The organism is Arthrobacter sp. Y3221087, assembly GCF_059089905.1.
The window spans coordinates 1-15,729 of sequence record NZ_JBNHFE010000006.1; the positions used below are offsets into that span (position 1 = coordinate 1).

Here is a 15,729-nt window from a genome sequence, read left to right on the forward strand (position 1 = left end):
CGTCCGCGGCCCGCGCGGTGCAGCTGCTGATCAAACGCACCGAAGCCGCCGGCGTAAAGTACATCGGCAACACCACCGTGACCGGCATCGAACAGACGAACCGGCGCGTCACCGGCGTGCAGACCCCCGACGGGGTGATCCCGGCCGACATCGTGGTCTCCTGCGCCGGGTTCTGGGGCGCCAAAATCGGTGAAATGATCGGCATGGCCGTGCCGCTGCTCCCGCTGGCACACCAGTACGTCAAAACCACCCCCGTCCCGGCCCAGCACGGCAAAAACGAACTCCCCAACGGCGCCCGCCTGCCGATCCTGCGCCACCAGGACCAGGACCTCTACTACCGCGAACACGGCGACCGGTACGGCATCGGCTCCTACGCCCACAAACCCATGCCCGTGAACCTCGACGACCTCGGCACCTACAACCCCGAGGAAATCAGCGAACACCACATGCCCTCCCGCCTGGACTTCACCCTCGAGGACTTCCTGCCCGCCTGGGAAGCGACCAAACAGATCCTGCCCGCCCTGCGCGAGAGTGAGATCGAGGACGGCTTCAACGGCATCTTCTCCTTCACCCCCGACGGCGGCTCCCTCGTGGGCGAATCCAAGGAACTGGACGGCTTCTACGTCGCCGAAGCCGTCTGGGTCACCCACTCCGCAGGCATCGCCCGCGCCGTCGCCGAACTCCTCGTCGACGGCAAATCCTCCATCGACCTGGGCGACTGCGACATCAACCGCTTCGAAGACGTCCAGCTCACCCCCGAGTACGTCTCCGAGACCTCGCAGCAGAACTTCGTGGAAATCTACGACGTCCTGCACCCGCTCCAGCCCAAACTCTCCCCCCGGAACCTGCGGGTGTCCCCGTTCCACGCCCGGCACAAACAGCTCGGCGGGGTTTTCCTCGAAGGCGGCGGCTGGGAGCGCCCCTACTGGTTCGAAGCGAACGCAGACCTCCTCAAAGACATGCCCGCCGACTGGCAGCCGCCGGCACGCGATTCCTGGTCCGGGATGTTCAGCTCACCCATCGCCGCGGCCGAAGCGTGGAAAACCCGTACCGCCGTCGCCATGTACGACATGACCCCGCTCAAGCGGCTCGAGGTTTCCGGGCCCGGCGCCCAGAAACTGCTGCAGGAACTGACCACCGCGGACATGTCCAAAAAGCCCGGCGCGGTCACCTACACGCTCCTGCTGGACCACGCCGGCGGGATCCGCAGTGACATCACCGTGGCCCGCCTCAGTGAGGACACCTTCCAGCTCGGCGCCAACGGAAACATCGACACCGCCTACTTCGACCGCGCCGCCCGCCACCAAACCCAAACCGGCGGACCGCAGGACTGGGTCCAGGTCCGCGACACCACCGGCGGGACCTGCTGCATCGGCCTCTGGGGCCCCCTCGCCCGCGAAGTCGTGGGCGCGGTCAGCAGCGACGACTTCAGCAACGACGGGTTGAAATACTTCCGCTCCAAAAACGTGGTCATCGGCGGTGTACCGGTCACGGCCATGCGCCTGTCCTACGTCGGCGAACTCGGCTGGGAACTCTACACCAGCGCCGACAACGGCCAGCGCCTCTGGGACGCGCTCTTCAAAGCAGGACAGCCCCACGGCATCATCGCCGCCGGCCGCGCCGCGTTCAGCTCCCTCCGCCTCGAAAAGGGCTACCGCTCCTGGGGCACCGACATGACCACCGAACACGACCCCTACGAAGCCGGCCTCGGGTTCGCCGTCAAAATGACCAAAGACAACTTCGTCGGCAAAGCCGCCCTCGAAGGCCGCACCGAAGAGAACTCCGCCCGCCGCCTGCGCTGCCTCACCATCAACGACGGCCGCTCCATCGTCCTCGGCAAGGAACCCGTCTTCTACAAAGACCAGCCCCTCGGCTACGTCACCAGCGCCGCGTACGGCTACACCGTCCAAAAACCCATCGCCTACGCCTACCTCCCCAACGAAGTCTCCATCGGCGACTCCGTCGAAATCGAATACTTCGGCCGCCGCATCCCCGCCACCATCACCCAAGACCCCCTCTACGACCCCACCATGACCAGGCTCAGGGGCTAAGCCGCGCCCTGCGGCCAACAAGGCAAGCGGCCCGGACCCTTTCCCTCGCAACGACCGGGTCCGGGCCGCTGAATCCGCCTCTTCCGCAAGCCGCGTAAGCATTTGCCGGCTGTTTCACTTCCAGGATCTGAAAGGGATAACCCCCGTGGCATCCAAAGCCCCCCGCGAAAACATCGACGAGTCAAAGCTGACCGTCACCAAGCCCAAGACCAAGGCCGTGGGCATCCCGGCCGTTGCCAACGCGTTGAAAATTTCGCTGGAACAGATGGGTCCACTGCGCAGTGTCCACACGCTCCTGGCTGTGAACCAGCTGGACGGGTTCGACTGCATGGGCTGCGCCTGGCCTGAACACGAAAAGCGCAACGCCGCCGAGTTCTGCGAGAACGGCGCCAAGGCAGTGGCCGAGGAAGCCACCCGTCGCCGCGTCACCCCGGAATTCTTTGCCCAACATTCAGTTGCTGACCTCAAGACACGCGACGACTACTGGCTGGGCCAGCAAGGCCGGCTTACCCACCCGATGTTCCTGGATGAAGGCGCAACCCACTACAGGCCCATTGAGTGGGACGAGGCTTACGACCTCATGGCGGAGGAGCTGCGGGGCATGGAGCACCCCGACCAGGCGGTCTTCTACACCTCCGGCCGGACCTCCAATGAAGCAGCATTCGTATACCAGCTGTTGGTGCGGGGAATCGGCACCAACAACCTTCCTGACTGCTCCAACATGTGCCACGAGTCATCGGGATCGGCGCTGGTGGAGACCATTGGAATCGGCAAGGGTTCTGTCAGCCTGACGGACCTGGAAACGGCGTCGCTGATCTTCGTGGCGGGCCAGAATCCCGGTACGAACCACCCACGCATGCTGAGTGCACTGGAGAAGGCGAAAAAGAACGGCGCGATCATTGTGTCCGTCAACCCCCTACCCGAAGCCGGACTCCTGCACTTTGAAAATCCGCAGCATGTATCAGGCATGGTGTCGGGGATCCGGTTGACGGACGACTTCCTGCAGATCCGTGCCGGCGGCGACCAGGCCCTGTTCCAGGGCCTGGGGAAATACCTGCTTGAAGCCGAAGCTGCCGGCCGGAACACCCCGGGCCTGGAAACGGTCCTGGACCACGACTTCATCGCCAACCACACAGTGGGCATTGATGACTACCTGCGTTACCTCGAGAAGGTGGAGTGGGATGACATTGTGGAGGCCACGGGTCTCACGTTGGAGCAGATCCAGGAAACGGGAGAACGGCTGCTTGCATCGAATGCCACCATCGTGTGCTGGGCCATGGGACTGACCCAGCACAAGCATTCCGTGCCTACCCTCCGTGACGTGGTCAACGTCCTGCTCCTCCAGGGCAACATCGGCAAGCCCGGCGCAGGCGTTTGCCCGGTGCGCGGCCACTCGAACGTCCAGGGCGACCGCACCATGGGCATCTTCGAAAAAATGCCGGAGATGTTCCATGACCGGCTCGACCAGGAATTCAGGTTCCGGTCTCCCCGGGAGCACGGCTTTGACACGGTGGCAGCCATCCGCGCCATGCGGGACGGCAAGGTCCGTTTCTTCATGGGGATGGGTGGCAACTTCGTCCGCGCCGCCCCGGACTCCGAGGTCACCGAGCGAGCCCTGGCCAATACCCGTTTGACCGTTCAGATCTCCACGAAACTGAACCATTCGCACCTGTCCACAGGCCGCAGGGCGTTGATCCTGCCAACGCTCGGACGCACAGAGAAGGACACCCAGCAGACCGGCGACCAGCGGGTCACGGTGGAAGATTCCATGAGCGCCGTCCATGCGTCACGGGGACGGCTCAAGCCCGCCAGCGACCACCTCCACTCCGAGGTAGCCATCGTGTGCAACCTCGCGCATAGGCTGTTTGCCGACGGGCACGGCCGTCTGCCCAACACGCCCCAGGCGAGCTGGCTCGCCATGCGGGATGACTACTCGCTGATCCGGAAGCACATCGAAGCGGTCGTTGACGGCTTTGAAGACTTTGAAGAGCGGATCCAGCATCCGGGCGGCTTTGTGCTGCCACACCCGCCGCGTGATGCCAGGAAGTTCGACACCGCGTCCGGGAAAGCCCATTTCACGGGCAACGAGCTGGAGTTCATCAAAATCCCTTCCGGCCGGCTGGTCCTGCAAACCCTGCGCTCCCATGACCAGTACAACACCACCATCTACGGCAAGGACGACCGTTACCGCGGCATCCATGGTGGCCGGCGCGTGGTGCTCATCAACGCCCAGGATGTCAGTGATCTGGGTTTTGCCGACGGGGACATGGTCCACCTGATCTCCGAGTTCCAAGGGACGGAGCGGCGGGCCGAAAACTTCCGGATCGTGTCCTATTCGACGCCCAAGGGTTGCGCCGCCGCGTACTACCCCGAGACCAACGTCCTGGTACCTCTGGACTCCGTGGCCGATACCAGCGGAACGCCTACCTCCAAGTCCGTGATCATCCGGCTGGAAAAGGCCTAGATCCCTCTCAAGTTCTCCATTTCAGTAACACCAACGATTAGGAAGTGACCATGTCAGGAAACAGAGCAGTCGCCTACAAGGAACCCGGTGTCGTCGAAATCATCGACACTGAGTACCCGACGTTTGAGCTCAAGGACGGCCCCGGCGTCAATCCGGCCAACGTCGGCCGCAAGGTGCCGCATGGGGCGATCCTCCGTACCGTGACCACCAACATCTGCGGTTCGGACCAGCACATGGTCCGGGGCCGCACCACAGCTCCGCAGAACCTTGTTCTCGGCCACGAAATCACCGGTGAAGTGGTGGAGGTTGGGCCCGACGTCGAGTTCATCAAGGTCGGCGATATCGTCTCCGTACCCTTCAACATCTCCTGCGGCCGCTGCCGCAACTGCAAGGAGCAAAAGACCGGCATCTGCCTCAACGTCAACCCTGACCGGCCGGGCAGCGCCTACGGCTATGTGGACATGGGCGGCTGGGTCGGCGGCCAGGCAGAGTATGTCCTGGTCCCCTACGCCGACTGGAACCTGCTGCGCTTCCCGGACCGCGACCAGGCGCTGGAGAAGATCATGGACCTGACCATGCTCTCCGACATCTTCCCCACCGGATTCCACGGCGCAGTCACGGCCGGTGTCGGCGTCGGCTCCACCGTCTATGTCGCCGGTGCAGGTCCAGTTGGCATCGCGGCCGCCGTCGGCGCCCAACTGCTGGGTGCCGCCGTCGTCATTGTGGGCGACATGAACGAAGACCGCCTGGCGCAGGCACGCTCGTTTGGCTGTGAAACCGTCAATGTTTCCAAGGGGGACCCGAAGGACCAGATTGAACAGATCCTCGGCGTCCCGGAAGTGGACTGCGGCGTGGACGCCGTCGGCTTCGAAGCCCGCGGCCACGGCAAGGACGCCACCCACGAGGCGCCCGCCACCGTTCTGAACTCCCTCATGGACATCACCGCGGCCGGCGGTTCCCTGGGTATTCCGGGCCTCTACGTCACCGGGGATCCGGGTGCAGTTGATGAGGCTGCAAAGCACGGCTCGCTCTCGCTCTCCCTGGGCACCGGCTGGGCAAAGTCTTTGTCCTTCACCACAGGCCAGTGCCCTGTCATGAAGTACAACCGTCAGCTCATGATGGCCATCCTCCACGACAAGGTCCAGATCGCAAAGGCAGTCAATGCCCAGGCCATTCCGCTTGAAGACGCCCCGCGCGGCTACGCCGAATTCGACGCCGGAGCGGCAACAAAGTTCGTGCTGAACCCCAACGGCTACGTGAAGGCTTAGTACAGATCAAGGAATACCGGGCCGCAGGGCAAACGCCACAGGGCGAATGTCCTGCGGCCCTCGGTGCCCGCGCAAACTGCCAGCCACCGCATCGCCGTCGTCCTCGGACTTTCCGGCGGCGATCCGTTAGGCGGCGCGCGCCGGTAAGCCGCGGTGATCATGAAGCCAACCCCACCCCGGTCCCGAAACGAGTACTACAGTAGATGCATGGCTCCCAGCCGCCATCCGCTCGACGACCTGCGCGAAACCATCGGCCACCTGGCCGATCAGCTTAAGCTGCCCGGTGCGGAGCGCGTCGACGACCTCGTCGGCGATCTCATCGGTGCAAGGCCCGGTCCGGCCCGGCCGCTGTCCGAGGTGCAGGCCGAACTCGACGCGCTGGTCGGCCTGGAGACCGTGAAGGAACAGGTACGGGCCCTCGTCGCACTGCTCCAGGTCCAGGCCCGCCGTAAGGCGCACGGCCTGCCGGAGGTGGCCACATCACAACACCTGGTGTTCCTCGGAAACCCGGGAACGGGCAAGACCACCGTGGCGCGGCTCCTGGCTGAGATGTACCGCGCGGTTGGACTGCTGCAGAAGGGCCACCTGGTCGAGGTGGACCGTTCAGGCCTGGTGGGGCAGTACGTAGGCGCGACCGCCATCAAGACAGACCGGGTGATCCGGCGTGCGCTGGACGGCGTCCTGTTCATCGACGAGGCCTACGCGCTGGCCCCGGAGGACGGCCGGATGGACTTTGGCCCAGAGGCGATCGAAGTCCTGCTCAAGCGGATGGAGGACTACCGCCACCGCCTGGTGGTGATCGTGGCCGGATACCCGCGGCTGATGGAGTCCTTCCTGCTCTCGAACCCCGGACTGCGCTCCCGGTTCGCCCGGGAGATCACGTTCCCCGACTACTCCGTCGACTCACTCCAGACGATCTTCCACCGTATGCTGGCCCAGCACGAGTACGCGTTGGAGCGGGGTGCGGACGAGATGCTGCGCCGCATCTTCACCGGGCTCCACGCGAGCGAGGACTCCGGCAACGCACGGTTCGCCCGCACGCTTTTCGAGCAGTCGCTCAACCGCCAGGCGCTGCGGCTCTCGCTCGACAAGGAACGAAGTCTCGACGCGCTCGATCGTGAGGCCGTCATGACGCTCACCGCAAACGACATCATCGAAGCCGCGCTGGCCCTGGGCGAGGCGCCGGAGCCGGAGCCGACTCCGGAACTGGAGCAGCCACGCTGGTGGCGCTGGCTGGTCTGACCGTATCCGGCCGGCTCCCAAGCGAAGGCACGTTCCGCCCACGAGCGGGAAGAAGCTCAACCAATCCCGTTGTCTTGCAAGCGGACCGCAGCTTTCCTGTCCACCCCAAGCTACCTCGCTGCCAGCCCGGGACATTGTCTGGGGTCCGCGATCAGCGGTGTCATGGATCAGCGTCGTGGTGCCAGCAAAAACTTCAGATATATCTTATTTCAATCTTTGATATATAAGTTCTATACTAGATCGGGGTCCGCTGAAGGATCGATTCTTAACTCGATGAGGAGTAGAACAGATGCAGCAACTCGCGCACCGTCTCCGGCGGCTGGGCACCGAAACTGCCTTCAGCGTCGCGGACGCCGCGGCCACCCGGAAGAGCCGGGGATACTGCGTGTTTCCCTTCCATGGTGGCGACCTCAGCATTCCGACGGCCCCGCAGATTGTCGAGGCTACGAACAGGGCGACCGCCAATGGTCACCCGGGCTACTGCCCCAGCCTTGGAATTCCGCAACTGCATGAGGCCCTCGGTGAGGAGCTGGGGACGGGTTCCGCCAAATCTGCAGGTCCTGCAAATATGCGCTGGGCGAAGGAGCATGTCCGCCCCGTCCGACTGCCTGAAGGACAACGTTCAGCAACCTTCTCCAGCAGGACTCCTTGACCGGCGCCTAAGCGAACCAATGCAGTAGGTCCTGTTCGCCCAAACCGCAGAAGCACCGAATTTGTCGCGCATTCAGCGGGACAGCAGATGCTGTCCCCGGCAGCGGAATTCCCCAGGCACCACATCCTAGAGAGAGAGAATAGTGACGCGTATAGGCATCGTGGCCGAGTTAGGTCGCGAGACGAGGGTGGCGGCAACGCCTGTCACCGTGAAGCAGTTGTTGGAATTGGGCTACGACGTTGTGGTCGAAAAGGGCGCCGGTGAGTCCGCGTCCTTCCCGGACGAGGCATACGCTGCGGCGGGCGCTCTAATCGTCGGCGCGGACGATGCGTGGGGCAGCGACGTGGTGCTGCGGGTCAATCCGCCAACCGACGAAGAGATAGGGCGGCTGCGTGACGGCGCCACGCTGATCGGGATGCTGAGCCCTGCTTTGCGGCCGGAGCTTGTTGAGGCTTTGGCAGCCCGGCCCATCACCGCCCTTGCCTTGGATGCCGTGCCGCGGATTTCGCGGGCGCAGTCGATGGATGTCCTGAGTTCGATGGCGAACATCGCCGGGTATCGTGCCGTTGTCGAGGCCGCCCATGAATTCGGCAGGTTCTTTACTGGGCAGGTCACCGCGGCGGGCAAGGTCCCGCCGGCGAAAGTTCTCGTTGCCGGCGCGGGTGTCGCCGGCCTGGCGGCGATCGGTGCGGCGAGCAGCCTGGGCGCGATCGTTCGCGCAACGGATCCGCGGCCCGAGGTGGCGGATCAGGTGAAGTCAATTGGTGGTACTTACCTCAAGGTTGAGGTAGAGGAAGAGATGAAGTCCTCTGACGGGTACGCCAAAGCAACGTCGGAGGCGTACAACCGGCGCGCCGCCGAAATCTACACCGAGCAGGCCCGTGACGTTGACATCATCATCACCACGGCCCTGATCCCGGGCCGGCCCGCCCCGAAACTCCTCACAGCCGATGACGTAGCCGGGATGAAACCGGGCAGCGTGATCGTGGATATGGCTGCCGGGCAGGGCGGCAACGTTGAAGGCTCCGTGGCAGGCGAACGAGTGGTGACGGAAAACGGTGTCATCATCCTTGGCTACACCGATCTGCCGGCACGGCTTCCGGCCCAGGCTTCACAGCTGTACGGCACCAACCTGCTGAACCTCCTGAAGCTCCTCACCAAGAACAAGGACGGCCAGCTCACCATTGACTTCGATGACGTGGTTCAGCGCTCCGTAACGGTCGTACGCGAGGGAGAAAAAACCTGGCCACCGCCCCCTGTCCAGGTCTCAGCGGCACCCCCTGCCCAAACGGCAGCCACCCCCGCCGTTGAGCGCTCAGCCGGTAAGTCGGAAAAGAAAGCGGGCTTGAGCCCTGCCGGTAAAGCCGGTCTGATTGCTGCGGGTATCGCCGTGCTTTTCGGGATCAATGCAGTGGCCCCGGATCCGCTGTCACAGCACTTCACAGTGCTGATGCTCTCAATCGTCGTGGGCTTCTATGTCATCGGCAAAGTGCACCACGCGCTGCACACCCCCCTGATGTCCGTTACAAACGCGATCTCCGGAATCATCGTCGTCGGAGCACTTTTGCAGATCACCTCAAACAACATCATCGTCCAGACGCTCTCGGCGGTTGCTGTTCTGCTTGCCAGCATCAACATTTTCGGCGGATTCGCCGTCACCCGGCGCATGCTCGCGATGTTCTCCAAGGGAAATAAGGCACAGGGATGAGCGCCGTACGCGAAGCAACAGGAATTCTTACGAGGAGCAGCACAGTGACTGATACCGTTTCCGGTCCCTTGACCGCAGAGTCCGTAGCCGGGGCGGCATACATTGTCGCAGCCCTGCTGTTCATCCTGAGTCTCGCGGGACTGAGCAGGCACGAGAAGGCCCGCGCAGGGGTTATCTACGGGATCTCCGGAATGGTGGTGGCCCTGGCAGCGACCATCTGGTTGACCCTCCAAAACGCCTGGGGCTCAAGTCACGTACTCACCGGTCTCATCCTGCTCGTGGCCGCGGTGCTGGTCGGGGCCGCGATCGGCTTGTGGCGCGCCCGCGTGGTCCAGATGACCGGAATGCCTGAACTCATCGCGCTGCTGCACAGCTTCGTCGGCCTTGCCGCGGTGCTGGTCGGCTGGAACGGGCACCTCGAAAGCCCCGAACTGCCCGACGCACTCAAAGCGATCCACCACGCAGAAGTGTTCATCGGGGTCTTCATCGGAGCCGTCACCTTCACCGGCTCCATCGTCGCCTACCTGAAACTCTCCGCCCGAATGAAGTCCTCACCGCTCATGCTGCCGGGCAAGAATGCGATCAACCTCGGTGCCCTCGCCGCCTTCGTCGTCCTGACCGTCTGGTACGTCAACGACACCCAGTTGTGGCTCCTTATCGTCGTCACCATCCTCGCCCTGGGCCTGGGCTGGCACCTCGTAGCCTCCATCGGCGGCGGCGACATGCCCGTCGTCGTCTCCATGCTCAACAGCTACTCCGGCTGGGCAGCAGCCGCCGCCGGATTCCTGCTCAACAACGACCTGCTGATCATCACCGGCGCCCTCGTCGGCTCCTCCGGCGCCTACCTCTCCTACATCATGTGCAAAGCCATGAACCGGTCCTTCATCTCCGTCATCGCTGGGGGCTTCGGCATCGAAGCGCCCAAGACCGGAGACACGGACTACGGAGAGCACCGGGAAATTTCCGCACAAGCAACTGCCGAACTGCTCACCAGCGCCTCCAGTGTCGTCATCACCCCCGGCTACGGCATGGCAGTGGCGCAGGCCCAATACCCCGTCGCCGAACTCGCCCAGCAACTCCGTGACCGCGGCGTAGACGTAAAATTCGGGATCCACCCCGTCGCTGGGCGCCTGCCTGGACATATGAATGTCCTCCTCGCCGAAGCCAAAGTTCCTTACGACATCGTCATGGAAATGGATGAAATCAACGACGACCTTGACGGGACGTCAGTCGTCCTCGTCATCGGAGCCAACGACACTGTCAACCCCGCGGCGGCGGAAGACCCGGGCAGCCCCATCGCCGGCATGCCCGTCCTCCGCGTCTGGGAAGCCGAAAACGTCGTCGTCTTCAAACGATCCATGGCCGCCGGATACGCCGGAGTCCAAAACCCCCTGTTCTTCCGCGACAACTCCCAAATGCTCTTCGGCGACGCCAAACAACGCGTCGAAGACATCCTCCGGGCCTTCTGATCCAACGAACCTTCCAAGACGAGGAGAGACCATGCCGAGACATCGAACAGCACTTCCTAGCGTGGTTCTGACAACACTTCCTCCACGTAGGCCCAATCAGTTGATGGGCGCTGAGGAAGCACCCTTTGCGCAAGCCTTTGGCATCGACGACTACGCTGCATCGCCTTGGTTGGGCCTTCACTACAGGCACGAGTTGTTACTGCACTGCAATCACGAATTGCTGGAGCATCAGCATCTGAAGGACTAGGGCCGGATCTGCGCCCGTCGCCTCACCAGCAGTTCCAGGGGCTAGGAGCCGGTCAGCGAGGCACGCCAACCTGGCACGAGGCCTGGGTGAAGGATGTCCGGTTGGGCTCGGTCAGTCCATTCTCTGACACCGGGCGCCAGGAACTCATGGACCCGAACCTGACAACGGGCACCGCCGTACGGCCAGTCCGGTATAGCAGAGGAGGTGTGGACACTGTCCACACCTCCTCTGGCGACCCGAGAGAACGGGAGCGAGGAACCACGCCCAGCCAGAAGCCGCAGTGGAACTTCCCCAGTGTTATGGCCAGAGGGCAATAATGAGGACTGCGGCGGCGAGGACGAACAGGGCGGTTGCTGCCGGAATGGATCGCTTGACGGTTCCGGTGGAGAACCGCCCCAGTACCTTCCGCAGGCGTGTCCTGACTTTGTCGCCGTGTGCCATGCCGAGGACGAGCAGAATCAGGCATGGGATGCAGTACACGAGGGCGTAGCCGGTGAGCACTAACAGGCCGACGGGGATGTCGACGTCCGCTGCGACCATCCGTTCGATCGCGATGAAGTAGGGGAACGCGTTGGGCAGGTCAGCGCCAGTGGTGAGGACGCCGAGCGGGAAAGCCGTCCACAGCCCGAACCAGGACGGCAGATCGATGCCTTTCCTTTCCCGGTCCTTGAGGCGACGGAAACCTGCGACGGCAAGAGTGATGGCAGCGACGAGGAACACTCCACGGCGTAGCCAGAGAAGGCCTTCTCCGACGGCGTCCGCGGCAGCATTGGCGCCCAGGAAGATGACCGTGCCTAGCGCGAAGACGGTGCTCATCGCGCCCAAGACGAACGCCAATGCCGAACCCACAGGCCGGTGGCGGACGGGAGCAGAATCAGGGTGATGACAATGATGGTCGCCGGGTTGACTGAATCAGCCAGGGCGAGGCCTGCGATGCCGGCGAGGAGGGCGGGGCCGATCACGTGGCAGACCTGCTGTGCAGCCAGCTCAGGATTGCATCAACTCGGGGCGAAGAGCCGTCGTCTGTGATGCTGTTCAACAGCATGCCGTCACCCAGGAGGCGGATAACTGACGCTGCCAACGGGTCTCCTGTTTCAGCGGTGAAGAGCTGCTCCCACCGCCGCGTGGCCTCAGCTGCCTGCTGAAGAACCGCGTCGGTCATCGAGGTGTGGTCGGTGAGCAGGATTGACATGGCCCGATAAAGAGCAGCTTCTTCACGGGAGGATGACAGGCGCAGCCAGGTCTCGACCACGTTGCCGCTCCCGGCGGCCGCGGTCAGCGCCTGGTCCATATCCTGTATCGCTTGCATCGCAATGGCCTCCAGCAGGGCAGCGCGGGAATTGAAGTGGTGCATTAGCCCGCCCTTCGATACCCTGGCCCGCTCAGCGACGACATTCATCGACGGCACCGAGCCCGTCTCGATGGCGAGCCGCCGAACCGTCCGCAGGATGTGTTCCCTGTTGCTCATCAAGCGGAACTATCACATAGACAGACCGACCGGTCGGTTTACTAGGCAAGAAGCCATAATCACCGCCGGACCGAAAAGTGCAGCCAAATCCAGTGAAGAACCGAGAAGGGCGCGTCCGGCAAACGAGGCGCGCTTTTCGTGCCCGCGGGCCTTGTGGCCTGCTCATGGTTCCCACCTGTGCATATTTCCGGCTCCGATCGTGCGGAGTTGCGTCCGGGTTTGTCAGCCGCGCCAGCCTAAACTCTTGCCATGCACCCCTTAGTGGCGGTCGGTCTGGTATTCCTTACCGGATTTGCCTGGATGGGCACCGTTCTGACCCTGCTGATCGCCTTGGCGAAATCCCGCCAAAGGTCGTCGGCTGAAGCCAGAAATGTGAACCAAAGCGAAGAGGCCGACAGCGGTTATCAGATGGCTTCACGACTGCAGCCCTGACGAGGCGCCTGCCTTAGACGAGGTACGGCAAAATCGCGAAGTTGTAATCCGTCCCCGTACTGCCGGTCCGACTCCGCCACGCCCCACTGTGACCAACCTTGCCCGGGCTTTACCCGGACCACGATCACCGGGGCCCCAACCAGGATTTTTTCTGGAGCGCCGAACTGGCGTTCCCCGCACCGTCCCCCGACGCGGTTACGTCCGCGCTGTCCACCCAGGCGCAGTCGGTGGCTGACAAGCTCATGCCGCTAGTGTTCCCGCAAGGGTTGAGCACGTCCAGTCACACCAGCTGGCCGACGCCGGCGGGGACCTCGGTTACGGGGTGCGCGTGGGCCAGTTCGGATCCAAGGACGAAGGCTCTGCAGCCGTCGACAAGATCAAAGCCCCCGGCTACAGGCATCGGTGATCTGCACCGGCTGGGACGGCGATGCGGCACCGTCAGCGCGGTCAATCCCGGCACCCCCGAGCAGACCGCACCACGGGAACAGTTCGTTGACATCGACCTTCGTGAAATCAAGGAAGCGGGCATGCTGCAGCGTGTCTCCATCCAGAGCTCCGACTGGGGTGCGGTGCGCCTCGTGCAGGAGCGTGAACCGGTGTCCGCACAGTCGCGCTGACCAACAAGGGCTTCCTACAGGCCGGCCAGCCCGGCGCCTCACCCTGGCTTGGCGGCATCGACTCCGACGACTTCGGCGGGAGACCTCGTCGAGGCCGCCCCTTCCTCGGCTTCGAGGCCATCTTCCCCGTTCACGGCACACCACCGGACGGGACCGCGACCGATCCCGGCTACATCCCCTACGTGACCGCCGCTGACATGCTGGACCGTGCCCACGCCAAGGGCATGCAGGTCATTCCATGGACCATCAACGACAAGCCCACCATACGCGGCCTCATGGACACTGGCGTCGATGGACTGGTCCCTGACTACCCGGACGGGCTGCGCGACGTCATGGCTGAACGGTCACTGAAGCTGCCCAAGGAGTACACCCTCAGCCCCGGTGCATCTGCGCCAGAGCAGGCTGATCACTAGCCAGGCCGCCGGAAGCCCCTGCCTTTTCACCGGACAGAGGCTTCTGTGCACAGGCGGACGCGGTGCCTGCGGCTACTGTCTTAGGCGGTCCCTGACAGCGTGTTCGACAAGGATCGGAACATAGTCCCGGACCCTGCCGGTGTCCAGGGAACGGTGTTCCTGTTCGACGATGTCCTCAATCCGTTTCCGCGGCACTGACGGGTACTTTTCGGCGAGCCGGTCCACGACATGACCAAGTGCCCGCATTTCTTCGATGACGCCCATTGGGAGAGTTTCGGTGCGGGCGCATCCGGATGCAAGTCTGGGTTTTTCGCCGGGCCCGGGTAGCGCCGGCCACCAGCCCATCATCCTGCGGATACCAGCGGGCAACTTTGGCCGGCCATCCTTGATGGATGAGCACCAAGTCGCAGGCCCACAACACTTGGAATCCTGAAAGGGCCACTGTCCTCTCGACGGCTGCCCTTACTTGCGGGGATCAGATCGAGGCATCCTACAAGGGCACCCTGGCCCACCGCGGCCACGTCACGGAGATCACCCCCAACCACGAACTGTTCTGGATCACTGACTACCTCAGCGGCAACCGCCGCCTTCTGGACGTCGCAGAATTCGAAATCGTCCGGCTTCCAAAAGCCTAAACGGCGCTAAGAGGGTTAGACCGCCGAGTCTCTGCTGATCCTCCTCGACGCCGCGTAACGAGGCCTGGTCACCTTCTATTGACTGGGCCCGGACCTCTGGCCATACCTCAACTACGTCCAGCAGCAGGCCCAGCATCAGCTCAGTCGGAGACCGCTATGAAGAAGTGTCGCAATGGACAGGCTTCCAGCAGTGCTCGCCCTCAGACGGTGAAGCTCCGACGAGGACGAGGCAACGGCAGCTCACGCCACTCCGGATCACCTTTAGGAGCGATCGTTGGATGCCGAAACGGACTTCGGATTCGACAAGGGATATCTTGCTGTCCGGGTCACCGTATTCCTCCTCTACCTGCCGTATCTCATCCTCTTGGTGCTGCTGCTGTTAGCGGCCGCGATTCTGACCGCATCCTGCTGCCCGGGCGGCCCTACGGCGCCTCAGTGAGGAACTCTCCGGCGGGAGCTGCAAGAGCGTTTCACAGGAGTGACGACCGTGGGCCGGTCCCCCCATCACTGGAACCGGCCCACGGCTGGCGGCCTCCTGCTCGGGGCCGCCATCACCTACTGCCACATCTTTGGGGCAGCAGGCGATCCTAGCCCGCTTCCGGGCACGGTCCTCACTCGGTGCAGGCGCGAAAGGAATGAGCCCCAGGGGGCGGAGCGGCGGGTAGGCTGCGTGTCCGTGAGGCAACGGAAGTCCTGCGCTGCGGCCGGCCAACACCGGAATGACCTCAAGATCCTGCCGGCGGGCGTGAGACCGCGTGTTGTGTCTTGATGGAAGTGGTCAGCGTCTGATGCCATGGTCGGTGACTCTCTCTACGAGTGCCGTACCGGCTGACTGCTCAACCACGAGTATGAACAAGATACCCACTTGGCGCCCACTATCACGTTGCCTGGCCATGGCCTTGTTACCAAGCATCACGGCCGAGTCCAGAAACGGCACCGAAACGATCAAAAAGGCCGGCAAAGAGCCTCGGAATTTACTGCCACGTGACCCGGATGCAGCGTTCTTCACGGTTCCGCCCCGAAGCGGCAACAACCCTCGTCTTGGGGGCCTGGCACTGCCTAA

The 15,729-nt window shown here is 63.4% G+C and carries 14 protein-coding genes; 11 read left to right on the forward strand and 3 right to left on the reverse strand.

Annotated features, from left to right (window positions below; genetic code table 11):
- From AC5RUO_RS16130 to pntB, 6 genes are all read left to right on the forward strand, one after another.
- A partial coding sequence (locus AC5RUO_RS16130) for a GcvT family protein (RefSeq protein WP_494104038.1) occupies nt 1-2,051 on the forward strand: 2,051 nt, incomplete at its 5' end.
- Nucleotides 2,052-2,196: 145 nt separating this feature from the next.
- Complete coding sequence (locus tag AC5RUO_RS16135; RefSeq protein WP_494104039.1) at nt 2,197-4,515, forward strand: FdhF/YdeP family oxidoreductase; 2,319 nt, start codon at nt 2,197-2,199, stop codon at nt 4,513-4,515.
- A 50-nt stretch (nt 4,516-4,565) separates the two neighbouring features.
- Nucleotides 4,566-5,783 carry a formaldehyde dehydrogenase, glutathione-independent gene (gene fdhA, locus AC5RUO_RS16140; RefSeq protein WP_494011200.1) on the forward strand — a complete coding sequence of 406 codons (1,218 nt, stop codon included), beginning with the start codon at nt 4,566-4,568 and terminating at the stop codon, nt 5,781-5,783.
- A 207-nt stretch (nt 5,784-5,990) separates the two neighbouring features.
- On the forward strand, nt 5,991-7,025 hold the full coding sequence (locus AC5RUO_RS16145) for an AAA family ATPase (RefSeq protein WP_494104040.1): 1,035 nt from the start codon (nt 5,991-5,993) through the stop codon (nt 7,023-7,025).
- 794 nt (nt 7,026-7,819) lie between these two features.
- The gene (locus AC5RUO_RS16150) at nt 7,820-9,385 is read left to right on the forward strand and encodes a Re/Si-specific NAD(P)(+) transhydrogenase subunit alpha (RefSeq protein WP_494104041.1); all 1,566 of its coding nucleotides are present in this window, start codon (nt 7,820-7,822) and stop codon (nt 9,383-9,385) included.
- The gene (gene pntB, locus AC5RUO_RS16155) at nt 9,382-10,854 is read left to right on the forward strand and encodes a Re/Si-specific NAD(P)(+) transhydrogenase subunit beta (protein ID WP_494011197.1); all 1,473 of its coding nucleotides are present in this window, start codon (nt 9,382-9,384) and stop codon (nt 10,852-10,854) included. The genes AC5RUO_RS16150 and pntB overlap by 4 nt, the downstream gene beginning before the upstream one ends.
- Nucleotides 10,855-11,398: 544 nt before the next feature.
- On the opposite strand, the gene AC5RUO_RS16160 is transcribed toward pntB, so the two are convergent.
- Nucleotides 11,399-11,950, reverse strand: a complete 552-nt coding sequence (locus tag AC5RUO_RS16160; RefSeq protein WP_494104042.1) for a hypothetical protein — start codon at nt 11,948-11,950, stop codon at nt 11,399-11,401.
- A 109-nt stretch (nt 11,951-12,059) separates the two neighbouring features.
- Nucleotides 12,060-12,569, reverse strand: coding sequence for a TetR/AcrR family transcriptional regulator (locus AC5RUO_RS16165; RefSeq protein WP_494104043.1), 510 nt, complete (start codon nt 12,567-12,569; stop codon nt 12,060-12,062).
- Between the two features lie 249 nt (nt 12,570-12,818).
- Between AC5RUO_RS16165 and AC5RUO_RS16170 the strand changes: the two genes are divergently transcribed.
- The 3 genes from AC5RUO_RS16170 (at nt 12,819) to AC5RUO_RS16180 (ending at nt 14,031) form a co-directional block, all read left to right on the forward strand.
- Nucleotides 12,819-13,001, forward strand: a complete 183-nt coding sequence (locus AC5RUO_RS16170) for a hypothetical protein (protein WP_494104044.1) — start codon at nt 12,819-12,821, stop codon at nt 12,999-13,001.
- 98 nt (nt 13,002-13,099) lie between these two features.
- Nucleotides 13,100-13,618 carry a hypothetical protein gene (locus AC5RUO_RS16175; protein WP_494104045.1) on the forward strand — a complete coding sequence of 173 codons (519 nt, stop codon included), beginning with the start codon at nt 13,100-13,102 and terminating at the stop codon, nt 13,616-13,618.
- 182 nt (nt 13,619-13,800) lie between these two features.
- Nucleotides 13,801-14,031: a glycerophosphodiester phosphodiesterase gene (locus AC5RUO_RS16180; RefSeq protein WP_494104046.1), complete on the forward strand. Its 231-nt coding sequence runs from the start codon at nt 13,801-13,803 to the stop codon at nt 14,029-14,031.
- Nucleotides 14,032-14,103: 72 nt separating this feature from the next.
- On the opposite strand, the gene AC5RUO_RS16185 is transcribed toward AC5RUO_RS16180, so the two are convergent.
- A complete protein-coding gene (locus AC5RUO_RS16185; RefSeq protein ID WP_494104047.1) occupies nt 14,104-14,295 on the reverse strand; it encodes a three-helix bundle dimerization domain-containing protein in 192 nt (63 codons plus the stop codon).
- Nucleotides 14,296-14,423: 128 nt separating this feature from the next.
- On the opposite strand from AC5RUO_RS16185, the gene AC5RUO_RS16190 reads away from it, so the two are divergent.
- Nucleotides 14,424-14,666: a hypothetical protein gene (locus AC5RUO_RS16190; protein WP_494104048.1), complete on the forward strand. Its 243-nt coding sequence runs from the start codon at nt 14,424-14,426 to the stop codon at nt 14,664-14,666.
- 274 nt (nt 14,667-14,940) lie between these two features.
- Nucleotides 14,941-15,105 carry a hypothetical protein gene (locus AC5RUO_RS16195; RefSeq protein ID WP_494104049.1) on the forward strand — a complete coding sequence of 55 codons (165 nt, stop codon included), beginning with the start codon at nt 14,941-14,943 and terminating at the stop codon, nt 15,103-15,105.
- Nucleotides 15,106-15,729 lie beyond the last annotated feature (624 nt).

What these genes read in the sequence shown, in the direction of transcription:
- fdhA (WP_494011200.1), top strand. Translation starts at nt 4,566, where the DNA reads ATGTCAGGAAACAGAGCAGTCGCCTACAAGGAACCCGGTGTCGTCGAA.
- AC5RUO_RS16145 (WP_494104040.1), top strand. Translation starts at nt 5,991, where the DNA reads ATGGCTCCCAGCCGCCATCCGCTCGACGACCTGCGCGAAACCATCGGC.
- pntB (WP_494011197.1), top strand. Translation starts at nt 9,382, where the DNA reads ATGAGCGCCGTACGCGAAGCAACAGGAATTCTTACGAGGAGCAGCACA.
- AC5RUO_RS16165 (WP_494104043.1), bottom strand. Translation starts at nt 12,569, where the DNA reads ATGAGCAACAGGGAACACATCCTGCGGACGGTTCGGCGGCTCGCCATC.
- AC5RUO_RS16170 (WP_494104044.1), top strand. Translation starts at nt 12,819, where the DNA reads ATGCACCCCTTAGTGGCGGTCGGTCTGGTATTCCTTACCGGATTTGCC.
- AC5RUO_RS16185 (WP_494104047.1), bottom strand. Translation starts at nt 14,295, where the DNA reads ATGGGCGTCATCGAAGAAATGCGGGCACTTGGTCATGTCGTGGACCGG.
- AC5RUO_RS16190 (WP_494104048.1), top strand. Translation starts at nt 14,424, where the DNA reads ATGAGCACCAAGTCGCAGGCCCACAACACTTGGAATCCTGAAAGGGCC.